This is a genomic window from Marinovum sp. E3, from assembly GCF_055755275.1.
The window spans coordinates 3,311,101-3,327,399 of sequence record NZ_CM146908.1; the positions used below are offsets into that span (position 1 = coordinate 3,311,101).

15 protein-coding genes are annotated in these 16,299 nt (G+C 67.8%); 12 read left to right on the forward strand and 3 right to left on the reverse strand.

Features of this window, described 5'->3' with window-relative positions; genetic code table 11:
* Positions 1-4 precede the first annotated feature (4 nt).
* The 9 genes from xdhA to AC0J5K_RS16255 all read left to right on the forward strand — a co-directional run bounded on the left by xdhA (position 5) and on the right by AC0J5K_RS16255 (position 10,890).
* Positions 5-1,393, forward strand: a complete 1,389-nt coding sequence (gene xdhA / locus AC0J5K_RS16215; protein ID WP_274565792.1) for a xanthine dehydrogenase small subunit — start codon at positions 5-7, stop codon at positions 1,391-1,393.
* Positions 1,390-3,828 (forward strand): xanthine dehydrogenase molybdopterin binding subunit, encoded by a 2,439-nt coding sequence (gene xdhB / locus AC0J5K_RS16220; protein ID WP_274565748.1) that lies wholly within the window; start codon positions 1,390-1,392, stop codon positions 3,826-3,828. The genes xdhA and xdhB overlap by 4 nt, the downstream gene beginning before the upstream one ends.
* The gene (gene xdhC / locus AC0J5K_RS16225) at positions 3,825-4,580 is read left to right on the forward strand and encodes a xanthine dehydrogenase accessory protein XdhC (RefSeq protein ID WP_274565747.1); all 756 of its coding nucleotides are present in this window, start codon (positions 3,825-3,827) and stop codon (positions 4,578-4,580) included. Before xdhB ends, xdhC begins: the two co-directional genes overlap by 4 nt.
* Positions 4,577-6,100: an ABC transporter ATP-binding protein gene (locus AC0J5K_RS16230; RefSeq protein ID WP_274565746.1), complete on the forward strand. Its 1,524-nt coding sequence runs from the start codon at positions 4,577-4,579 to the stop codon at positions 6,098-6,100. The genes xdhC and AC0J5K_RS16230 overlap by 4 nt, the downstream gene beginning before the upstream one ends.
* Before the next feature lie 90 nt (positions 6,101-6,190).
* Entirely contained in the window at positions 6,191-7,276 is a 1,086-nt protein-coding gene (locus AC0J5K_RS16235) for an ABC transporter permease (RefSeq protein WP_274565745.1), read from the forward strand.
* Complete coding sequence (locus AC0J5K_RS16240; protein WP_193388048.1) at positions 7,276-8,199, forward strand: ABC transporter permease; 924 nt, start codon at positions 7,276-7,278, stop codon at positions 8,197-8,199. Before AC0J5K_RS16235 ends, AC0J5K_RS16240 begins: the two co-directional genes overlap by 1 nt.
* 50 nt (positions 8,200-8,249) lie before the next feature.
* Entirely contained in the window at positions 8,250-9,326 is a 1,077-nt protein-coding gene (locus AC0J5K_RS16245) for a BMP family ABC transporter substrate-binding protein (RefSeq protein ID WP_274565744.1), read from the forward strand.
* A gap of 92 nt (positions 9,327-9,418) precedes the next feature.
* Entirely contained in the window at positions 9,419-10,225 is an 807-nt protein-coding gene (locus AC0J5K_RS16250; RefSeq protein ID WP_274565743.1) for a glutathione S-transferase family protein, read from the forward strand.
* A 74-nt stretch (positions 10,226-10,299) separates the two neighbouring features.
* On the forward strand, positions 10,300-10,890 hold the full coding sequence (locus tag AC0J5K_RS16255; RefSeq protein WP_274565742.1) for a VOC family protein: 591 nt from the start codon (positions 10,300-10,302) through the stop codon (positions 10,888-10,890).
* 87 nt (positions 10,891-10,977) lie between these two features.
* On the opposite strand, the gene queG is transcribed toward AC0J5K_RS16255, so the two are convergent.
* Together queG and fzlA are read right to left on the reverse strand one after the other, a co-directional pair.
* A complete protein-coding gene (gene queG, locus AC0J5K_RS16260; protein WP_274565741.1) occupies positions 10,978-12,021 on the reverse strand; it encodes a tRNA epoxyqueuosine(34) reductase QueG in 1,044 nt (347 codons plus the stop codon).
* Between the two features lie 69 nt (positions 12,022-12,090).
* The gene (gene fzlA / locus AC0J5K_RS16265) at positions 12,091-12,756 is read right to left on the reverse strand and encodes an FtsZ-binding protein FzlA (RefSeq protein ID WP_048533403.1); all 666 of its coding nucleotides are present in this window, start codon (positions 12,754-12,756) and stop codon (positions 12,091-12,093) included.
* 165 nt (positions 12,757-12,921) lie between these two features.
* Here fzlA and AC0J5K_RS16270 point away from each other — a divergent pair, with 165 nt between their 5' ends.
* A complete protein-coding gene (locus tag AC0J5K_RS16270; RefSeq protein ID WP_048533404.1) occupies positions 12,922-13,545 on the forward strand; it encodes a trimeric intracellular cation channel family protein in 624 nt (207 codons plus the stop codon).
* Between the two features lie 56 nt (positions 13,546-13,601).
* Here AC0J5K_RS16270 and AC0J5K_RS16275 read toward each other — a convergent pair whose 3' ends face one another.
* Positions 13,602-14,633: an NAD(P)/FAD-dependent oxidoreductase gene (locus tag AC0J5K_RS16275; protein WP_274565740.1), complete on the reverse strand. Its 1,032-nt coding sequence runs from the start codon at positions 14,631-14,633 to the stop codon at positions 13,602-13,604.
* 56 nt (positions 14,634-14,689) lie between these two features.
* Between AC0J5K_RS16275 and mnmC2 the strand changes: the two genes are divergently transcribed.
* Both mnmC2 and AC0J5K_RS16285 read left to right on the forward strand, forming a co-directional pair.
* A complete protein-coding gene (gene mnmC2 / locus AC0J5K_RS16280) occupies positions 14,690-15,358 on the forward strand; it encodes a tRNA (5-methylaminomethyl-2-thiouridine)(34)-methyltransferase MnmC2 (RefSeq protein WP_274565739.1) in 669 nt (222 codons plus the stop codon).
* A complete protein-coding gene (locus AC0J5K_RS16285; protein ID WP_274565738.1) occupies positions 15,355-16,248 on the forward strand; it encodes a DMT family transporter in 894 nt (297 codons plus the stop codon). Before mnmC2 ends, AC0J5K_RS16285 begins: the two co-directional genes overlap by 4 nt.
* Positions 16,249-16,299: the final 51 nt, after the last annotated feature.

Genomic DNA, 16,299 nt, shown 5'->3' on the forward strand with positions numbered 1-16,299 from the left:
CACCATGGACATTGGCTTTCTTCTCAACGGAGAACCGGTCCGGATCCGCCCAGAGCCCCCGACCCGCACCCTGCTCGACTGGCTGCGCGACGAGCGCGGTCTCACCGGCACTAAGGAGGGCTGCAACGAGGGCGATTGCGGCGCCTGCACCGTGATGGTGCAGGACGACACCGGCATCCGCGCGCTCAACGCCTGCATCCTCTTCCTGCCGCAGCTCGACGGCAAGGCGGTGCGCACCGTCGAAGGCCTGCGCGACGACGCCGGCGACATGCACCCGGTGCAAAAGGCGATGGTCGACCACCACGGCGCGCAATGCGGCTTCTGCACCCCGGGCTTCATCGCCTCGATGGCCGTGGCCCATGCCAACGGCCAGACGGATCACACGGACCGGCTCGCCGGCAATCTCTGCCGGTGTACGGGATACGCCCCGATCCTGCGCGCCGCCAGGGCGGCCGAATCCGCCCCGGTCCCGCAATGGGTCGCCTCCGATGCTTCTTCTGGCCGGAAATATCCCGGGGGGAGCGCAGCGGGGGGCAGCGCCCCCCTCCTCCCCCGCAGCTCGGACGAACTGGCAGCGGCCTACGCCGCCGCCCCCGAGGCCACCCTGATCGCCGGCGCCACCGACGTCGGCCTCTGGGTCACCAAGCAGCTGCGCGCGCTCGATCCGGTGATCTTCCTGCACCGGGTCCGCGACTTGCAGCAGATCGAGGACCGGGGGGACAGCCTGAAAATCGGCGCCGGGGTCAGCATCGCCCGGCTCTGGCCGGTGATGGCGGAACTCTATCCCAGCCTGGGCGAGCTGTTCCGCCGCTACGGCTCGGTCCAGGTACGCGAAGCCGCGACCCTCGGTGGCAATATCGCCAATGGCTCGCCCATCGGTGACAGCCCGCCGCCGCTGATCGCCCTCGGCGCCCGGCTGCACCTGCGCCGGGGCGAGGCCCGCCGCGACATCGCGCTCGAGGAGTTCTTTCTCGACTACGGCAAGCAGGACCGCGCGCCCGGCGAATTCGTCGAGGCGGTCACCCTGCCCAAACACCAGCCCGGCTTCCGCTGTTACAAGATCTCCAAACGCTTCGATCAGGATATCTCGGCGCTCTGTGCCGCCTTCAACCTCAGCATCGAGGCCGGCCGGATCACCGCCGTCCGCACCGGCTTTGGCGGCCTGGCCGGCATTCCGAAACGCGCGCGCGCCTTCGAGGCCGTGCTCACCGGCGCGCCCTGGTCGGAAGACAGCCTCCGGGCGGCCGCCGCCGCGCTGGAACAGGATTTCACGCCGCTCACCGACATGCGCGCCTCGGCCCGCTATCGCATGGAGGCGGCGAAAAACCTCGCCCTGCGCTATTTCCACGAGATCGAGGGCCGCGAAACCTCCGTCCTGAAGGTGCTGCCATGAGCGTCGCCAGACCCCTGCCGCATGACGCCGCCGCCCTGCATGTCACCGGCGCCGCGCGCTATGTCGATGACATTCCGACCCCGCGCGGCACGCTGCATCTGGCCTTCGGCCTGAGCCAGATCGCCCGCGGCCGCATCACCGCGATGGATCTGGCGCAGGTGCGCGCCCTGCCCGGCGTCATCGCCGTATTGTCGGCCGATGACCTGCCTTTCGCCAATGATGTCTCGCCGTCGATCCACGACGAGCCGCTGCTCTCGGATGGCCGCATCCATTACCTCGGCCAGCCGCTCTTTCTGGTGGTGGCGACAGAGCATCACATCGCCCGCCGCGCCGCCCGGCTGGGCCAAATCGAAACCGAGGAGGAGGCGCCGCTTCTGACCATCGAGCAGGCGCTCGCGGCCGACAGCCGTTTCGAGGACGGCCCGCGCATCTACAGCAAGGGCGACGCCGCCAGCGCCATCGCCGGCGCGCCGCATCTGCTGAAAGGCACGCTCACCATGGGCGGGCAGGAGCATTTCTACCTCGAAGGTCAGGCCGCGCTGGCGCTGCCGCAGGACAATGGCGACATGCTGGTGCACAGTTCCACCCAGCATCCGACCGAGATCCAGCACAAAGTGGCCGAGGCGATCGGCCGCCCGATGCACGCCGTCCGCGTCGAGACCCGGCGCATGGGCGGCGGATTCGGCGGCAAGGAGAGCCAGGGCAATGCGCTGGCCGTGGCCTGTGCCCTGGCGGCGCAGGTGACGGGCACAGCCTGCAAGATGCGCTACGACCGCGATGACGACATGGTTGTCACCGGCAAGCGGCATGATTTCCGCATCGACTACGAGGTCGGCTTCGATGACAGCGGCCGCATCGCGGGCATCGATTTCGTGCAATATGCCCGCTGCGGCTGGGCCCAGGATCTGTCGCTGCCGGTGGCCGACCGCGCCATGCTGCATGCCGACAATGCCTATCTGCTGGATCATGCCCGCATCGAGAGCCACCGGCTCAAGACCAACACCCAGAGCGCCACCGCCTTTCGCGGCTTTGGCGGGCCGCAGGGGATGCTGGGGATCGAGCGGGTGGTCGACCATATCGCGCATTACCTCGAGCGCGACCCGCTCGAGGTGCGCCGGGTGAACTATTACCACGCCCCGGCCAGGACCGGCCCCGGCAGCGGCCAGCCCTTTTCCGGCCCCAACGCGGGCAAGGGCCACCGCTACGCCGGACCGGGCCCCGCCACGGCGCCGCAAGAGGATCTTGCCTCGCGCGGCGCGGCGGCGAATGTCGCCCCGCCCGAGGTGCCCGAGCCGCCCGAGGGCGCCCAGACCACGCCCTACGGCATGGAGGTCACCGATTTCATCCTGCACGAGATGACCGACCGGTTGGCAGAGCAGGCCGGCTACTCCGACCGCCGGGCGAAAGTGGCCGTGTGGAACGCCGCCAATCCGATCCTGAAACGCGGGCTTGCGCTGACCCCGGTCAAGTTCGGCATTTCCTTCACCCTGACCCATCTCAACCAGGCCGGGGCGTTGGTGCATGTCTATCAGGACGGGTCGGTGCATCTCAATCACGGTGGCACCGAGATGGGGCAGGGGCTGTTCCAGAAGGTGGCGCAGGTCGCCGCCAGCCGCTTTGGCCTGCCGCTCGAGGCGATCAAGATCACCGCCACCGACACCGCCAAGGTGCCCAACACCTCGGCCACCGCCGCCTCCTCCGGCTCGGATCTGAACGGCATGGCGGTCAAGGACGCCTGCGACACGATCCGCGCCCGGATCGCCGGCCACCTCGCCGAACTGCACCAGCAGCCGGTGGAATCGGTGCGCTTCGCCGACGGCGAGGTGCAGGTCGGCGCCGAAAGGCTGAGTTTCGCCGCGGCCGCCAAGCTGACCTATGAGGCGCGCATCAGCCTCTCGGCCACCGGCTTCTACAAGACGCCCGATGTCGCCTGGGACCGGATCAAGGGGCGAGGCCGGCCGTTTTTCTACTTTGCCTATGGCGCCGCGCTCACCGAATGCGTGATCGACACGCTGACCGGCGAAAACCGCATCCTGCGCACCGATATCCTGCATGATGCCGGCGCCTCGCTGAACCCGGCCATCGACATCGGCCAGATCGAGGGCGGCTTTGTGCAGGGCGCCGGCTGGCTGACGATGGAAGAGCTGGTCTGGGACGACAAGGGCCGGCTGACCACCCATGCACCCTCGACCTACAAGATCCCCGCCTGCCCCGACACGCCCGACATCTTCAACGTCGCGCTCTGGGACGGCGAGAACCCGGCCGAGACGATCTATCGTTCCAAGGCGGTGGGCGAGCCGCCGCTCATGCTGGGCATGTCGGCCTTCTTTGCCCTGTCCGACGCGGTGGCCGCCTGCGGCCCGCACTACCCGGCGCTAAGGGCCCCGGCGACGCCGGAAGAGATCCTGCACGCGGTGCAAAGGGCGCGCGGATGAGCGACTGGATTCGCATCACCCTCACCGAGGCGCGCGGCTCGACCCCGCGCGAACCGGGCACCACGATGCGGGTCTGGGCCGATGCGCAAGAGGGCAGCATCGGCGGCGGCACGCTGGAATGGCAGGCGACGCAGATCGCCCGGGCGATGCTGGCGGAGGGCACCGCCGAGGCCCGACGCAAGATGGCGCTGGGCCCCGACATGGGCCAATGCTGCGGCGGCGTGGTCACCCTGAGCTTTGCCCGCAATGCCGCCGTCCGCACCGCCTTGGCCGCACCGCTCTGGATCTGGGGCGCGGGCCATGTCGGCCGCGCCATTGCCGCCACCATGGCGCCGTTGCAGGACCGCGAGATCACCCTGGTCGACACCAGCGCCGCGCGCCTGCCCGACCCGATCCCCGAGGGCGTCACCCCGCTTGTCGCCGCCGATCCGCTGCGCGCCGTCGCGCTGGCGCCGTCCGACGCCAGTCACATCATCGTCACCTATTCGCATGATCTCGATCTGCGGCTCTGCGACGCGCTGCTGCGCCATGGCTTCGGCGACTGCGGGCTGATCGGCTCGGCCACCAAATGGGCCCGCTTTCGCAAACGGCTGGCCGCGCTGGGCCATGCCACCGCTCAAATTTCCCGCATTGCCTGCCCGATCGGCGATCCGGCCCTGGGCAAGCACCCGCAGGCAATTGCGGTGGGCGTGGCGGCGGGCTATCTCGCCCGGGCCGCAGAGCCACCCGCCCTGAAGGAGAGACACGCGTGAGAGAAACCTTGTTGGAGATCAAGGGGCTGACCAAGGCCTATCCCGGCGTCATTGCCAATTCCGATGTCTCCTTTTCGATCGGCCGCGGCGAGGTGCATGCGCTTCTGGGCGAAAACGGCGCCGGCAAATCGACCCTGGTCAAGATGATCTACGGCCTGGTCAAACCCGACAGCGGCAGCATGCGTCTCAACGGCAGCGCCTTTGCGCCGCAGGATCCGCATGCCGCCCGTGCCTCCGGCGTTGCCATGGTGTTCCAGCATTTCTCGTTGTTCGAGGCGCTGAGCGTGGCCGAGAATGTGGCGCTCGGCATGGAGAACCCGCCCAAGCCGCGCGATCTGGCGCGCCAGATCCGCGAGGTCTCGGAGACCTACGGCCTGCCGCTCGACCCCGACCGCACCGTCGGCGGGCTCTCGGCCGGGGAACGCCAGCGGGTCGAGATCATCCGCTGCCTGTTGCAGGATCCGAAACTGCTGATCATGGACGAGCCGACCTCGGTGCTGACCCCGCAGGAGGTGGAGATCCTGTTCCAGACCCTGCGCAAGCTCTCGGCCGAGGGCACCGCGATCCTCTATATCTCGCACAAGCTCGAGGAAATCCGCAGCCTTTGCGAAACCGCCACAATCCTGCGGCTGGGCAAGGTGGTCGAGACCTGCGATCCGCGCGACACCACCGCGCGGCAGCTGGCCGAACTGATGGTCGGCGCCTCGTTCGACGCCGTCACCCGCGAGGTGCGGGCCCCGGGCGCGGTGCGGCTGGCGGTGCGCAACCTGTCGGCGCGTTCGCCCAATGCCTTTGGCACGGCGCTCAAGGACGTCTCCTTCGAGGTCCGCGCCGGCGAGGTGCTGGGCATCGGCGGGGTTGCCGGCAACGGCCAGGACGAGCTGCTCGCCGCGCTCTCGGGCGAGATCGTGACCAGGCCCGAAATGGTGGAATTCGACGGCACGCCGGTGGGGGGCCAGGGCCCGGAGGCACGGCGCACTGCCGGGCTGCTCTCGGCCCCCGAGGAGCGGCTGGGCCATGCCGCCGCCCCCGACATGAGCCTGACCGAGAACGCGATCCTGACAGCCGCCGCCCGCGAGGGGCTGATGAAGAACGGTTTTCTCGACTGGTCCGGCGCCCGCGGCTTTACCGAAAAGGTGATCAAGGCCTTCGACGTCCGCACCCCCGGCCCCGGCACCGCCGCCCGGGCGCTGTCGGGGGGCAACCTGCAAAAATTCGTCATCGGCCGCGAGGTGATGCAGCGCCCCGAGGTGCTTGTCGTCAACCAGCCCACCTGGGGGGTCGACGCCGCCGCCGCCGCCGCGATCCGCCAGGCGCTGCTGCATCTCGCAGGTGAGGGCGCGGCCGTCGTCGTCATCAGCCAGGATCTCGACGAGCTGATGGAGGTGGCCGACAGGTTTGCCGCACTGAACGAAGGCCGGCTGTCGGATATCCGCCCGGTGCAGGGCCTCACCGTCGAACAGATCGGCCTGATGATGGGCGGCGCACATGACATGGAGGTGGCCCATGTGGAGGCCTAGAGAAGCTGGCGGGGCGCGCCTGGCCGGCGTCGCGGAGCGTATTTTGCAAGAGAAGAAGCGCAGGACGGCGCAATTGGGGGGAGGTCGCGCATGATCCATCTCGTCAAGCGCCCGCAGCCGTCACGGGTCTGGACGGCGGTGACGCCGCTGCTGGCCGTTGTGCTGACCATGATCGTTGGCGGCATCATGTTCGCCGCGCTGGGCAAGCCACCGCTCGAGGCGATCCGCACGATCTTCTGGGATCCGCTGTTCCATCCGCAGTTCGCCGCCTATTCGCGGCCGCAGCTCTTGGTCAAGGCGGGGCCGCTGATCCTGATTGCAATCGGCCTGTCGATCGGCTTTCGCGCCGGCATCTGGAACATCGGCGCCGAAGGCCAGTACATCATGGGCGCGATCACCGGCGCCGCGGTCGGGCTGGCCTTCTACCCGCTCGACACCTTCATCGTCTTTCCGCTGATGGTGATCGCCGGCGCGCTTGGCGGCTGGGCCTGGGGGATGATCCCGGCGCTGCTCAAGGTGAAATTCGGCACCAACGAGATCCTGGTCTCGCTGATGCTGGTCTATGTCGCCGAGGCCTGGCTGGCCTCGGTCTCCTCGGGCCTGCTGAAGAACCCGGAAGGCCGCGGCTTTCCCGGCTCGCGCAACTTTCAGCAATATGACGCCGGCGCCAATACCGAGGTGATCGCCGGCACCGGCATGCATTGGGGGGTGGTGGCGGCCTTTGTCGCGGTGATCTTTGCCTATGTGCTGCTCACCCGCCACATCCGCGGCTTCCACATCCGGCTGACCGGCGAGGCGCCGCGCGCCGCCCGTTTCGCCGGGGTCAACCCGGGCCGGGTGGTGATCTTCTGTCTCGGGCTCTCGGGCGCGCTGGCCGGCATGGCCGGGCTCTTCGAGGTGTCCGGCCCGGCCGGCCAGATCACCATTGATTTCAACTCGGGCTACGGCTTTACCGCGATCATCGTGGCCTTCCTCGGCCGGCTGCATCCGGTTGGCATCCTGTTGGCTGGCTTGCTGATGGCGCTGACCTATATCGGCGGCGAGCTGGCGCAGCTCATGCTCGGCCTGCCCGGCGCCTCGATCCAGCTGTTCCAGGGGATGTTGCTGTTCTTCCTGCTGGCGACGGATGTGTTCACCAACTACCGGCTACAATTCGGACAGGGAGAAACCGCCTGATGGATCTCGGAACGATCAATCCCATCCTTCTGGTCGCCTCGCTGATGGTCTCGGCCACGCCGATCCTGCTGGCTGCCATCGGCGAGATGGTGGTGGAGAAATCCGGCGTGCTCAACCTCGGCGTCGAGGGCATGATGATCACCGGTGCCGTGGTGGGCTTTGCCGTGGCGGTCAACACCGGCAGCCCGGGTCTCGGCTTTGCCGCCGCGGCGCTGGCCTCGGCGCTGCTGTCGCTCAGTTTCGGGGTGCTGACCCAGTTCCTGCTGTCCAACCAGGTGGCCACCGGCCTCGGGCTGACGCTGGTGGGCCTCGGGCTCTCGTCGCTGATCGGCAAGCCCTATGAGGGCATGAAATCCCCCACACTGCCCGACCTGCCGCTGCCGCTGCTGGCCGATATTCCGGTCATCGGCCCGATGCTGTTTCAGCATGACCTGATGGTCTATCTCTCGATCGCGCTGGTGGCTGCCGTCTGGGCCGGGCTGAAGTTCACCCGCGCCGGGCTGATCCTGCGGGCGGTCGGCGAAAGCCATGATGCCGCCCATGCCCTGGGCTACAAGGTGGTGCGCATCCGGCTCATGGCGATCTTCTTCGGCGGGGCCTGTTCCGGCCTTGGCGGCGCCTATCTCAGTCTTGTCCGGGTGCCGCAATGGACCGAGGGCATGACCGCCGGCGCCGGCTGGATCGCGCTTGCCATCGTGGTCTTTGCCAGCTGGAAGCCCTGGCGCGTGCTGATCGGTGCCTACCTTTTCGGCGGCGTCACCGTGCTGCAACTGAACCTTCAGGCGGCCGGCACCAGGCTGCCGGTCGAATACTTGTCGATGTCACCGTATCTGATAACAATTCTCGTGCTGGTCATCATTTCAGCACGGGGCTACCACGGCGCGCCGGCCTCGCTCGGCCGGCCGTTCCATGCCTCGCACTGAGGCCAAACCCAAAACAAGACAATCCAAAAGAAGACTCAGGGAGTATCCACATGAACCGCAGAACCCTTCTTGCCAGCGCCGCGCTGGCGCTTGGCCTCGCCGGAACGGCGATGGCGCAGGACGACACGACCAAGGTCGGCTTCATCTATGTCGGACCCGTCGGCGACGGCGGCTGGACCTATGAGCACGAACAGGGCCGCCTGGCCGTCGAAGAGCACTTCGGCGACAAGGTCGAAACCGTGTTCCAGGAAAGCGTGCCCGAAGGCGCCGACAGCGAACGCGCGATGACGCAGATGGCACTGTCCGGCGCCGACATCATCTTCACCACGTCCTTCGGCTACATGGACCCGACGATCAACGTCGCCAAGAAATTCCCCGACGTGAAGTTCGAACACGCCACCGGCTACAAGCGCGCCGACAACGTCTCGACCTATTCCGCCCGGTTCTACGAAGGCCGCGCCATCCAAGGCCTGATCGCGGGCCACATGACCGAGACCAACAAGATCGGCTATATCGCCTCCTTCCCGATTCCCGAGGTCATCCGCGGCATCAACTCGGCCTATCTGCACGCCAAGGAGGTGAACCCCGATGTCGAGTTCTCGATTGTCTGGGCCTACACCTGGTTCGACCCGGCGAAAGAGGCCGACGCCGCCAATGCGCTGATCGAACAGGGCGCCGACGTGATCCTGCAACACACCGATTCCACGGCGCCGCAGGCGGCCGCCGAAAAGGCGGGCAACGTGATCACTTTCGGCCAGGCCTCGGACATGGGCGATTACGCGCCGATGCCCCGGGTCTCCTCGATCATCGACAACTGGGCGCCTTATTACATTGATCGCGTGCAGGCGGTGATGGACGGCACCTGGGAAAGCAAGGACACCTGGGACGGCATCGGGCCGGGCATGGTGGGCATCGGCGAAATCACCGACGCGGTGCCGGAAGAGGTCAAGGCCGAGGCGCTGGCGATGAAAGACGCGATTGCCGCGGGCGAATACCACCCCTTCACCGGGCCGATCAATAAGCAGGACGGCACACCCTGGCTGGCCGATGGCGAAGTGGCCGATGACGGCACGCTCGCGGGCATGGATTTCTACGTCGAAGGGCTGACCGGCGAAATCCCGAACTGACCGCTGCCGACAGGCGACGGGAACCCTCGCCCCCGGGCGGGGGTTCTCTGTTTGTCGCGCCTGCCGAGAGGCGCCCTGACAAGAGGTTGACCATGCCCCGGACCCCCATCGTCTATCACATCCCGGTCTGTCCGTTCTCGCAACGGCTCGAGATCATGCTGGCGCTGAAAGGCGTGCGCGACGCCGTTTCTTTCCAGGTCGTCGACATCACCAGACCGCGCGACCCGGAACTGCTGGAAAAAACCCGTGGCACCACCGCGCTGCCGGTGCTCGAGATGCCGGGCGGAGAGATCCTCAAGGAAAGCCTGGTGATCCTGCGCTACCTTGACGAGACGGTGGGCGACACGCCGCTGCGCCGCGCCGATCCGCTGGAACATGCGACGGAAAGCATGCTGATCGCCAAGGAAGGCGCCTTCACCATGGCCGGCTACAGCTTCGTGATGAACCAGGATCCCGACCGGCGCGACACGCACGCCGAAAAGATGCGGGGCCTCTACCGCGAGATCGACGATTTCCTGCGCCATGAGGGCAAAGGCGAGGGGCCCTGGCTGTTCGAGAATTTCGGACTGGCCGAAACGGTCTTCACCCCGATGTTCATGCGCTTCTGGTTCCTCGAGTATTACGAGGGCTTCGACGTGCCGGCCACCGCCGAATATGCCCGCGTGCGCGCCTGGCGCGAAGCCTGTCTGGCTCATCCGGCGGCGCAGCAGGTGAGCCGCGAGGAGATCGTGAAACTCTATTACGACTACGCCCTCGGCGCTGGCAACGGCGCCCTGCCCGAGGATCGCAACGTCTCGAGCTTTGCTTTCGAGCCGGCTTGGCCGGACCGGCCCTGGCCGCCGCGCGACAAGTACCTGACCCACGCCAGCGACGCCGAACTGGGGCTGGTGGCGGCCTGACAACGGCCCACGCCGCCGCTTCCTCTCGCCTTTTTCCGCCGTGCGGCTATCCTTGCGACAAGGAGGACCGACATATGCGCAAACTTCAGGTTCAGGGCGTGCATCACATCACGCTGACCGGGGCCGACCGGCAGACCAGCCTCGATTTCTGGGAGGGCGTGCTGGGCATGCCCTTCATTTTCGACCAGCCCAACCTCGACAATCCCGACGAAAGCCACCTCTATTTTGATCCCGGCGACGGGCGGCTGATCACCATCTTCACCAACGAGGCCCGCACGCCGGTTCACCGGCGCACGCCCACCGATCCCGGCTGCGTGCACCACCTGGCGTTCAACGTCTCCAAGGCGACCTTTTCGCAGACCATCGACCGGCTCGATGCGCGGGGGATCGGCCATTCCGGCGTCAAGGACCGGGGGTTCATGGATTCGATCTACTTCAAGGATCCCCTGGGGCTGCTGATCGAGCTGGCCTGTTACCGGTTCGAACCGCCGATGGGCTGTTCCCATGCCGACGTGATGATCGAGGCGCATCGGCGGCGGGTGGCGCTGGGCGATCACCACATCGCCGAAGTGCACCTGGCCGACGCGATCGAAGCGCTGGTCGCGCGGCGCCAGCAGTCTCTGAGCGAGGACCGCTCGGCAAAAGCCCCCTACGGCCGGGGCTGACCCCGTCCCCGACTGACAGGCCCGGACGCCTCGCCACCCGGTCCCCGGTTTCCCGGCCCGGCGGGCGTCGGCCGGCGGCCTGTCGGCTCATCTCTGCAACCGCTCCACCGCCCAGCGTGCGGCATCCGCGACCTGCGGATCGGCGTCCTCGCACAGCGCCTGCGCCGCCGGCAAGAGCCGCGCCTCGCCGGAATTGCCGATGGCGTATAGCACGTTGCGCACGAAACGCCCGCGCCCGATCCGCTTGATCGGCGAGCCCGCGAACCGCGCCCGGAACGCCGCATCCTCCAACCCGGCCAGCTCTGCCAGATCCGGCGCCATCAGGTCGTCGCGGGCATGGTATTTCACCTCGGCCGCCCGTTCGGCGAACTTGTTCCAGGGACAGACCGCAAGACAATCGTCGCAGCCATAGATCCGGTTGCCCAGCAGCGGCCGCAAAGCCGCGTCCACCGGCCCCTTGTGCTCGATCGTCAGGTAGGAAATGCAGCGCCGCGCATCGAGCTGATAGGGCGCCGGAAAGGCTGCGGTCGGACAGATATCGAGACACTTCCGGCACGAGCCGCAATGATCCACCTCGCCCGGGTCCACAGGCAGCTCCAGCGTGGTGAACACCGCCCCGAGAAAGAACCAGGACCCAAGCTGCCGGCTCACCAAGTTGGTGTGCTTGCCCTGCCAGCCCAGCCCCGCCGCCTGCCCCAGCGCCTTTTCCGGCACCGGCGCGGTATCGACAAAGACCTTCACCTCGGCCGGCGGATCGGTGTCGGCCTCGGCGATCAGCCAGCGCGCCAGCCGCTTCAGCCGCTTCTTCACCACGTCATGGTAATCGCGGTGCTGCGCATAGACCGAGATCGCCGCCCGGTCGCTCTGCTCAAGCACCGCCAGCGGATCATGCGCCGGCCCGTAATTCTCCGCCAGCATGATCACCGAGCGCGCCTCGGGCCAGAGCGCCGCCGGATCGCCGCGCCAATGGCTGCGCTCGGCCAGCCAGGACATCTGCCCGTGATAGCCCGCCGCGAGAAACCCGGCCAGCCGCTCGGCCACCTCCGGCACCGCCTCCGGCCGACAGATTCGCGCCGCGGAAAACCCCTGGTCCCGCGCCTCGCGCAGCAGTCTGTCCTTCAGCGCATCCATGGCTTCTTCTGTTCAGAAATACCCGCGGGGGTCCGGGGGCAGAGCCCCCGAAACCGCCGAGGCCCGATCTCAGAAATCGAGGTCATTGTAATGCCGCGGCGGCGGAAATCCGGGCACCTGATCGGCCAGGATGCGGCGAAACGCCGGCCGCGACTTGATCTTGGCATACCAGTCCTTGACCACCGCCGACCGGTTCCAGTCGACGTCGGAGATATAGTCGAGCGACGACAGATGCGCCGCGGCGGCGAAATCCGCCAGCGTCATCACATCGCCGGCCAGCCAGCGCCGGTGGTCGAGCAGCCAGGTCATGTAATCCAGGTGATACTTGATCGCCTTGGCCCCGGCCTTGACGTTCTTGCTGTCGGGAAATCCCTGGCCCTGCACCTTCTTGTTGACCCGCTCGTAGAGCAGCTTCGAGGTCACCTCATGGTGGAACTTGTCGTCGAACCAGGCCACCAGCCGGCGCACTTCATAACGCGCATCGGCGGATTTCGGCATCAGGCTCGGCTCGGGGTACTTCTCCTCCAGCCATTCGCAGATCGCCGCGCTCTCGGCCATGGTCTTGCCGTCGATGCGCAGCACCGGCACCTTGGCGGCCGGATTGCGGCGCAGGAAATCCGGCTCCTGCTCCCAGTAGCGTTCCTCGACCAGCTCGCATTCGATCTTCTTCTCGGCAAGGCTGAGTCGCACCTTGCGGCAGAACGGCGAGAGGGGAACGTGATAAAGCTTGGCCATGAAGGGCAATGTCCTAAGGGAGAAGTGCCCAGCTTCTTTGCCGTGAAACCGGCGCCAGTTCAACCACCCCCGCCCGGATCGGCAACAGCCCGCGGCCCCGGCCGGTTCCCCTTGCGCGTCGAATCCGCTATGGCCGCCGCAGCTTTCACGCCGCAAGGACGCGCCATGATCCTGAGTGTTCTCGACTATGCATCGGTCCTTGTCTTTGCCCTGACCGGGGCGCTGGCGGCCTCGCGGGCGCAGCTCGATATCATCGGTTTCGCCTTTCTCGCCAGCCTGACGGCGGTGGGCGGCGGCACGCTGCGCGACCTGCTGCTCGATCGCAACCCGGTGTTCTGGATCGCCGATCCCGGCATCGTCCCGACCGCCTGCGGCGCGGCCCTGCTGGTTTTCTTCACCGCCCACCGGATGGAAAGCCGGCTGCGCTGGCTGCTCTGGCTCGACAGCTTCGCGCTGGCGGTGGCGGTGGCCGCCGGCACCGGGGTGGCGCTGGCGCTGGATCAGCCACCGGTGATCGTGTTGATCATGGGGGTGGCGACGGGCTGTTTCGGCGGGCTTATGCGCGACGTGGTGGCCAACGAGGTGCCGGTGATCCTGCGCCAGGGCGAGCTCTACGCCACCGCCGCGCTGGCCGGCGCGGGCGCCGCGCTGGGGCTGCTGGAGCTGGGTCTCGGCCGCGACGTCGCGCTTCTGGGCTGCGCCGGCGTGACCTGGGCGTTGCGCGCCGGCAGCCTGCGCTGGGGCTGGATGCTGCCGGTCTACAAAAGCCGCCCGCCGCGCGAGAAATAGCGCCCCACCGTCCCGGACCCGATCCGGGACCTCTCCGCCGGTTCGTCGCGCCCGCCCTAAAGCGGTTCCGGGCGAAACCCCTCCGGCACCCGGTCGCGACCCTCGAGCACGAGATCCGCCATCACCTCGCCCACCAGCGGCGCCATGCCGAAGCCGATCTTGAACCCGCCGTTGGCGATGAAGGTCCCCGGTCGAAGGGGATGCCCCCCGAGCAGCGGCGCCCGGCTGCGCGCCCGCGGCCGCACCCCGGCCCAGCGCGCCACCACCGGCGCCCCGGCCAGCACCGGAAAGGCCGCCACCGCCCGCGCGATCACCGCCTCGAGCTGATCGTCCACTGCCGCGCCATCGTCGTATTCGCGCTCCGAGGTCGAGCCCACGGCCACCGTGCCGTCGCCATGCGGCACGATATGCAGCGCATCGGCAAAAAGCTGCGGGCGGTCCTGCGCCGCGAATCGCAACAGCGCCGCCTGCCCCTTGACCCCGTTGCCGAGGCTGCGCCCCGCCGCCCGGCTCATCGCCGCGAGATCCTGCATCCCGGTGGCCCAGACCACGGCCCCCCGGTCTTCCCCCTCCGGGGTCACGGTGACCCCGCGCGCCGCCAGCGCCGCCACCAGCGCGGCACAGGCCCGGCGCGGATGCACCCGGGCGCTGAGGCTGTCCTCGACCAGCAATCCCGTCGGCGAGGCCGGGGCCCAATCGCCATAGCCCGCCGCATCGACCACGCGCCACACCGCCTTGCCTTGCCAGAGTTCGGCCGCCGTCCCGGCCCGCTGCCGGGCCAGGTCGACCGCGCGGTCATCGGCCAGGGGCTGCAACCGGCCCGAGCGCAGATAGCCGGGCTCGCGCCCGCCGGCCTCCGCCACCTCGGCCCAGAAACCCTCGGCCATCAGCAGGCTCTCGAACTGGAAGGCCTTCTTGGCGTTCCAGTTTTCCGGCACATGCGGCGCCAGCGCGCCGACGATGCCGCCGGAGGCGCCCGCCGCCGGGCCGAAGGGATCGATCACCCGCACCTTGGCGCCGCGCCGGGCGCAGGCCCAGGCCACTGACAGGCCGAACACGCCCGCCCCCCGCACTGTCACGTCGTCCATTGCATACCCCTCCGTCAGGCTTTAGGCCTCGGGGGAAACCCTTAAGGCAGCCGAAAATGACAGACCAGAGCGCAGAGCTGGAATGGCGCGACGGGCACGTGCCTGTCTCGACCCGATTCGACGATCCCTATTACTCGCTCGATAATGGCCTGGCCGAGACGCGGCATGTCTTTCTGGCCGGCAACGACCTGCCGGCGCGTTTTGCCGATGGCTTTCACATCGCCGAACTGGGCTTCGGCACCGGGCTGAACCTGCTCTGCACGCTTTCGGCCTTTCGCGCCGCCGGCACCCCCGGCCGGCTGCATTTCACCAGTTTCGAGGCCTTCCCGATGCAGGCCGACGACATGATTGCCGCGCAGGCCGGTTTTCCCGAACTGGCCGCGATCGCGGCAGAGCTGGCACCGCAGTGGCAGGCCGGCGCGCGCCACTTCGAGACGCCCGACCTGACCTTCACCCTGGTCCAGGGCGATGCCCGCGAGACCCTGCCGCACTGGTCCGGCAAGGCGGATGCCTGGTTTCTCGACGGGTTTTCGCCGGCCAAAAACCCCGAACTCTGGGGCGAGGCCCTGATGATGCAGGTCGCGCGCCACACCGCCCCCGGCGGCACGGCGGCCACCTATACCGCGGCGGGCCATGTGCGCCGCGCGCTCGCCGCGGGCGGCTTTGCCGTCACCCGCATCCCCGGCTTCGGCCGCAAACGTCACATGACAAGGGCCACCCTATGACCCAGAACGATACGGTGCGCGGCATCTGGCTGATGGTGGCCACCACCTTTGTGTTTGCGGTGCAGGACGGGCTGAGCCGGCATCTCGCCTCGGAATACAATGTCTTCATGGTGGTGATGATCCGCTATTGGTTCTTTGCCGCCTTCGTGATCGCCCTGTCGGCGCGCAAGGCCGGCGGGCTGCGCGATGTGGCGCGCACCGATCAGCCGCTGGTACAGGTCTTCCGAAGCGTGCTGCTGGCGCTGGAGATCTGCGTCATGGTCGCCGCTTTCACTTATCTCGGGCTGGTCGAGAGCCATGCGGTCTTTGTCAGCTATCCGCTGCTGGTCGCCGCGCTCTCGGGCCCGGTGCTGGGCGAACAGGTCGGTTGGCGGCGCTGGTTGGCGATCGCAGTGGGCTTTGTCGGGGTGATGATCATCATCAATCCCGGCGCCGGGGTATTCTCGATCTATGCGCTGATCCCGCTGGCGGCGGCTTCGATGTTCGCGCTCTATTCGCTGCTCAACCGGTATGCCGCACGCCGCGACACCGCCGCCACGTCGTTTTTCTGGACCGGTACGGTGGGCTGCGTGGTGATGACGGCGATCGGCATCTGGTTCTGGGTGCCGATGACCGGGCCCGACTGGATCTGGATGGCAGCGCTCTGCGTGACCGGGGTGACCGGGCATTACACGATGATCAAATGCTACGAGGTTGCCGAAGCCAGCGCGGTGCAGCCCTTTGCCTATCTGCAAATGCCCTTTGCCGTGGCGATCGGCCTGCTGATCTTTGGCGAAAGCCTGCGGGCCTCGGTGGTGGTGGGCGCGGTGCTGATCGTGGGCGCCGGGCTCTTCACCCTGTGGCGCGAACGGCAGAGGATGCGGGTGGCCCGGCGGGTGGCGCCGGTATGAAGCGCGGGCGGTAGGTTGAAAACCCGCCTTACGGCGTTTGGTGCAGGATTG

Excerpts from the sequence above, each read along its gene's own strand:
- xdhA (WP_274565792.1), top strand. The coding sequence starts at position 5 with ATGGACATTGGCTTTCTTCTCAACGGAGAACCGGTCCGGATCCGCCCA.
- xdhB (WP_274565748.1), top strand. The coding sequence starts at position 1,390 with ATGAGCGTCGCCAGACCCCTGCCGCATGACGCCGCCGCCCTGCATGTC.
- xdhC (WP_274565747.1), top strand. The coding sequence starts at position 3,825 with ATGAGCGACTGGATTCGCATCACCCTCACCGAGGCGCGCGGCTCGACC.
- AC0J5K_RS16235 (WP_274565745.1), top strand. The coding sequence starts at position 6,191 with ATGATCCATCTCGTCAAGCGCCCGCAGCCGTCACGGGTCTGGACGGCG.
- AC0J5K_RS16240 (WP_193388048.1), top strand. The coding sequence starts at position 7,276 with ATGGATCTCGGAACGATCAATCCCATCCTTCTGGTCGCCTCGCTGATG.
- AC0J5K_RS16245 (WP_274565744.1), top strand. The coding sequence starts at position 8,250 with ATGAACCGCAGAACCCTTCTTGCCAGCGCCGCGCTGGCGCTTGGCCTC.
- AC0J5K_RS16250 (WP_274565743.1), top strand. The coding sequence starts at position 9,419 with ATGCCCCGGACCCCCATCGTCTATCACATCCCGGTCTGTCCGTTCTCG.
- AC0J5K_RS16255 (WP_274565742.1), top strand. The coding sequence starts at position 10,300 with ATGCGCAAACTTCAGGTTCAGGGCGTGCATCACATCACGCTGACCGGG.
- queG (WP_274565741.1), bottom strand. The coding sequence starts at position 12,021 with ATGGATGCGCTGAAGGACAGACTGCTGCGCGAGGCGCGGGACCAGGGG.
- fzlA (WP_048533403.1), bottom strand. The coding sequence starts at position 12,756 with ATGGCCAAGCTTTATCACGTTCCCCTCTCGCCGTTCTGCCGCAAGGTG.
- AC0J5K_RS16270 (WP_048533404.1), top strand. The coding sequence starts at position 12,922 with ATGATCCTGAGTGTTCTCGACTATGCATCGGTCCTTGTCTTTGCCCTG.
- AC0J5K_RS16275 (WP_274565740.1), bottom strand. The coding sequence starts at position 14,633 with ATGGACGACGTGACAGTGCGGGGGGCGGGCGTGTTCGGCCTGTCAGTG.
- mnmC2 (WP_274565739.1), top strand. The coding sequence starts at position 14,690 with ATGACAGACCAGAGCGCAGAGCTGGAATGGCGCGACGGGCACGTGCCT.
- AC0J5K_RS16285 (WP_274565738.1), top strand. The coding sequence starts at position 15,355 with ATGACCCAGAACGATACGGTGCGCGGCATCTGGCTGATGGTGGCCACC.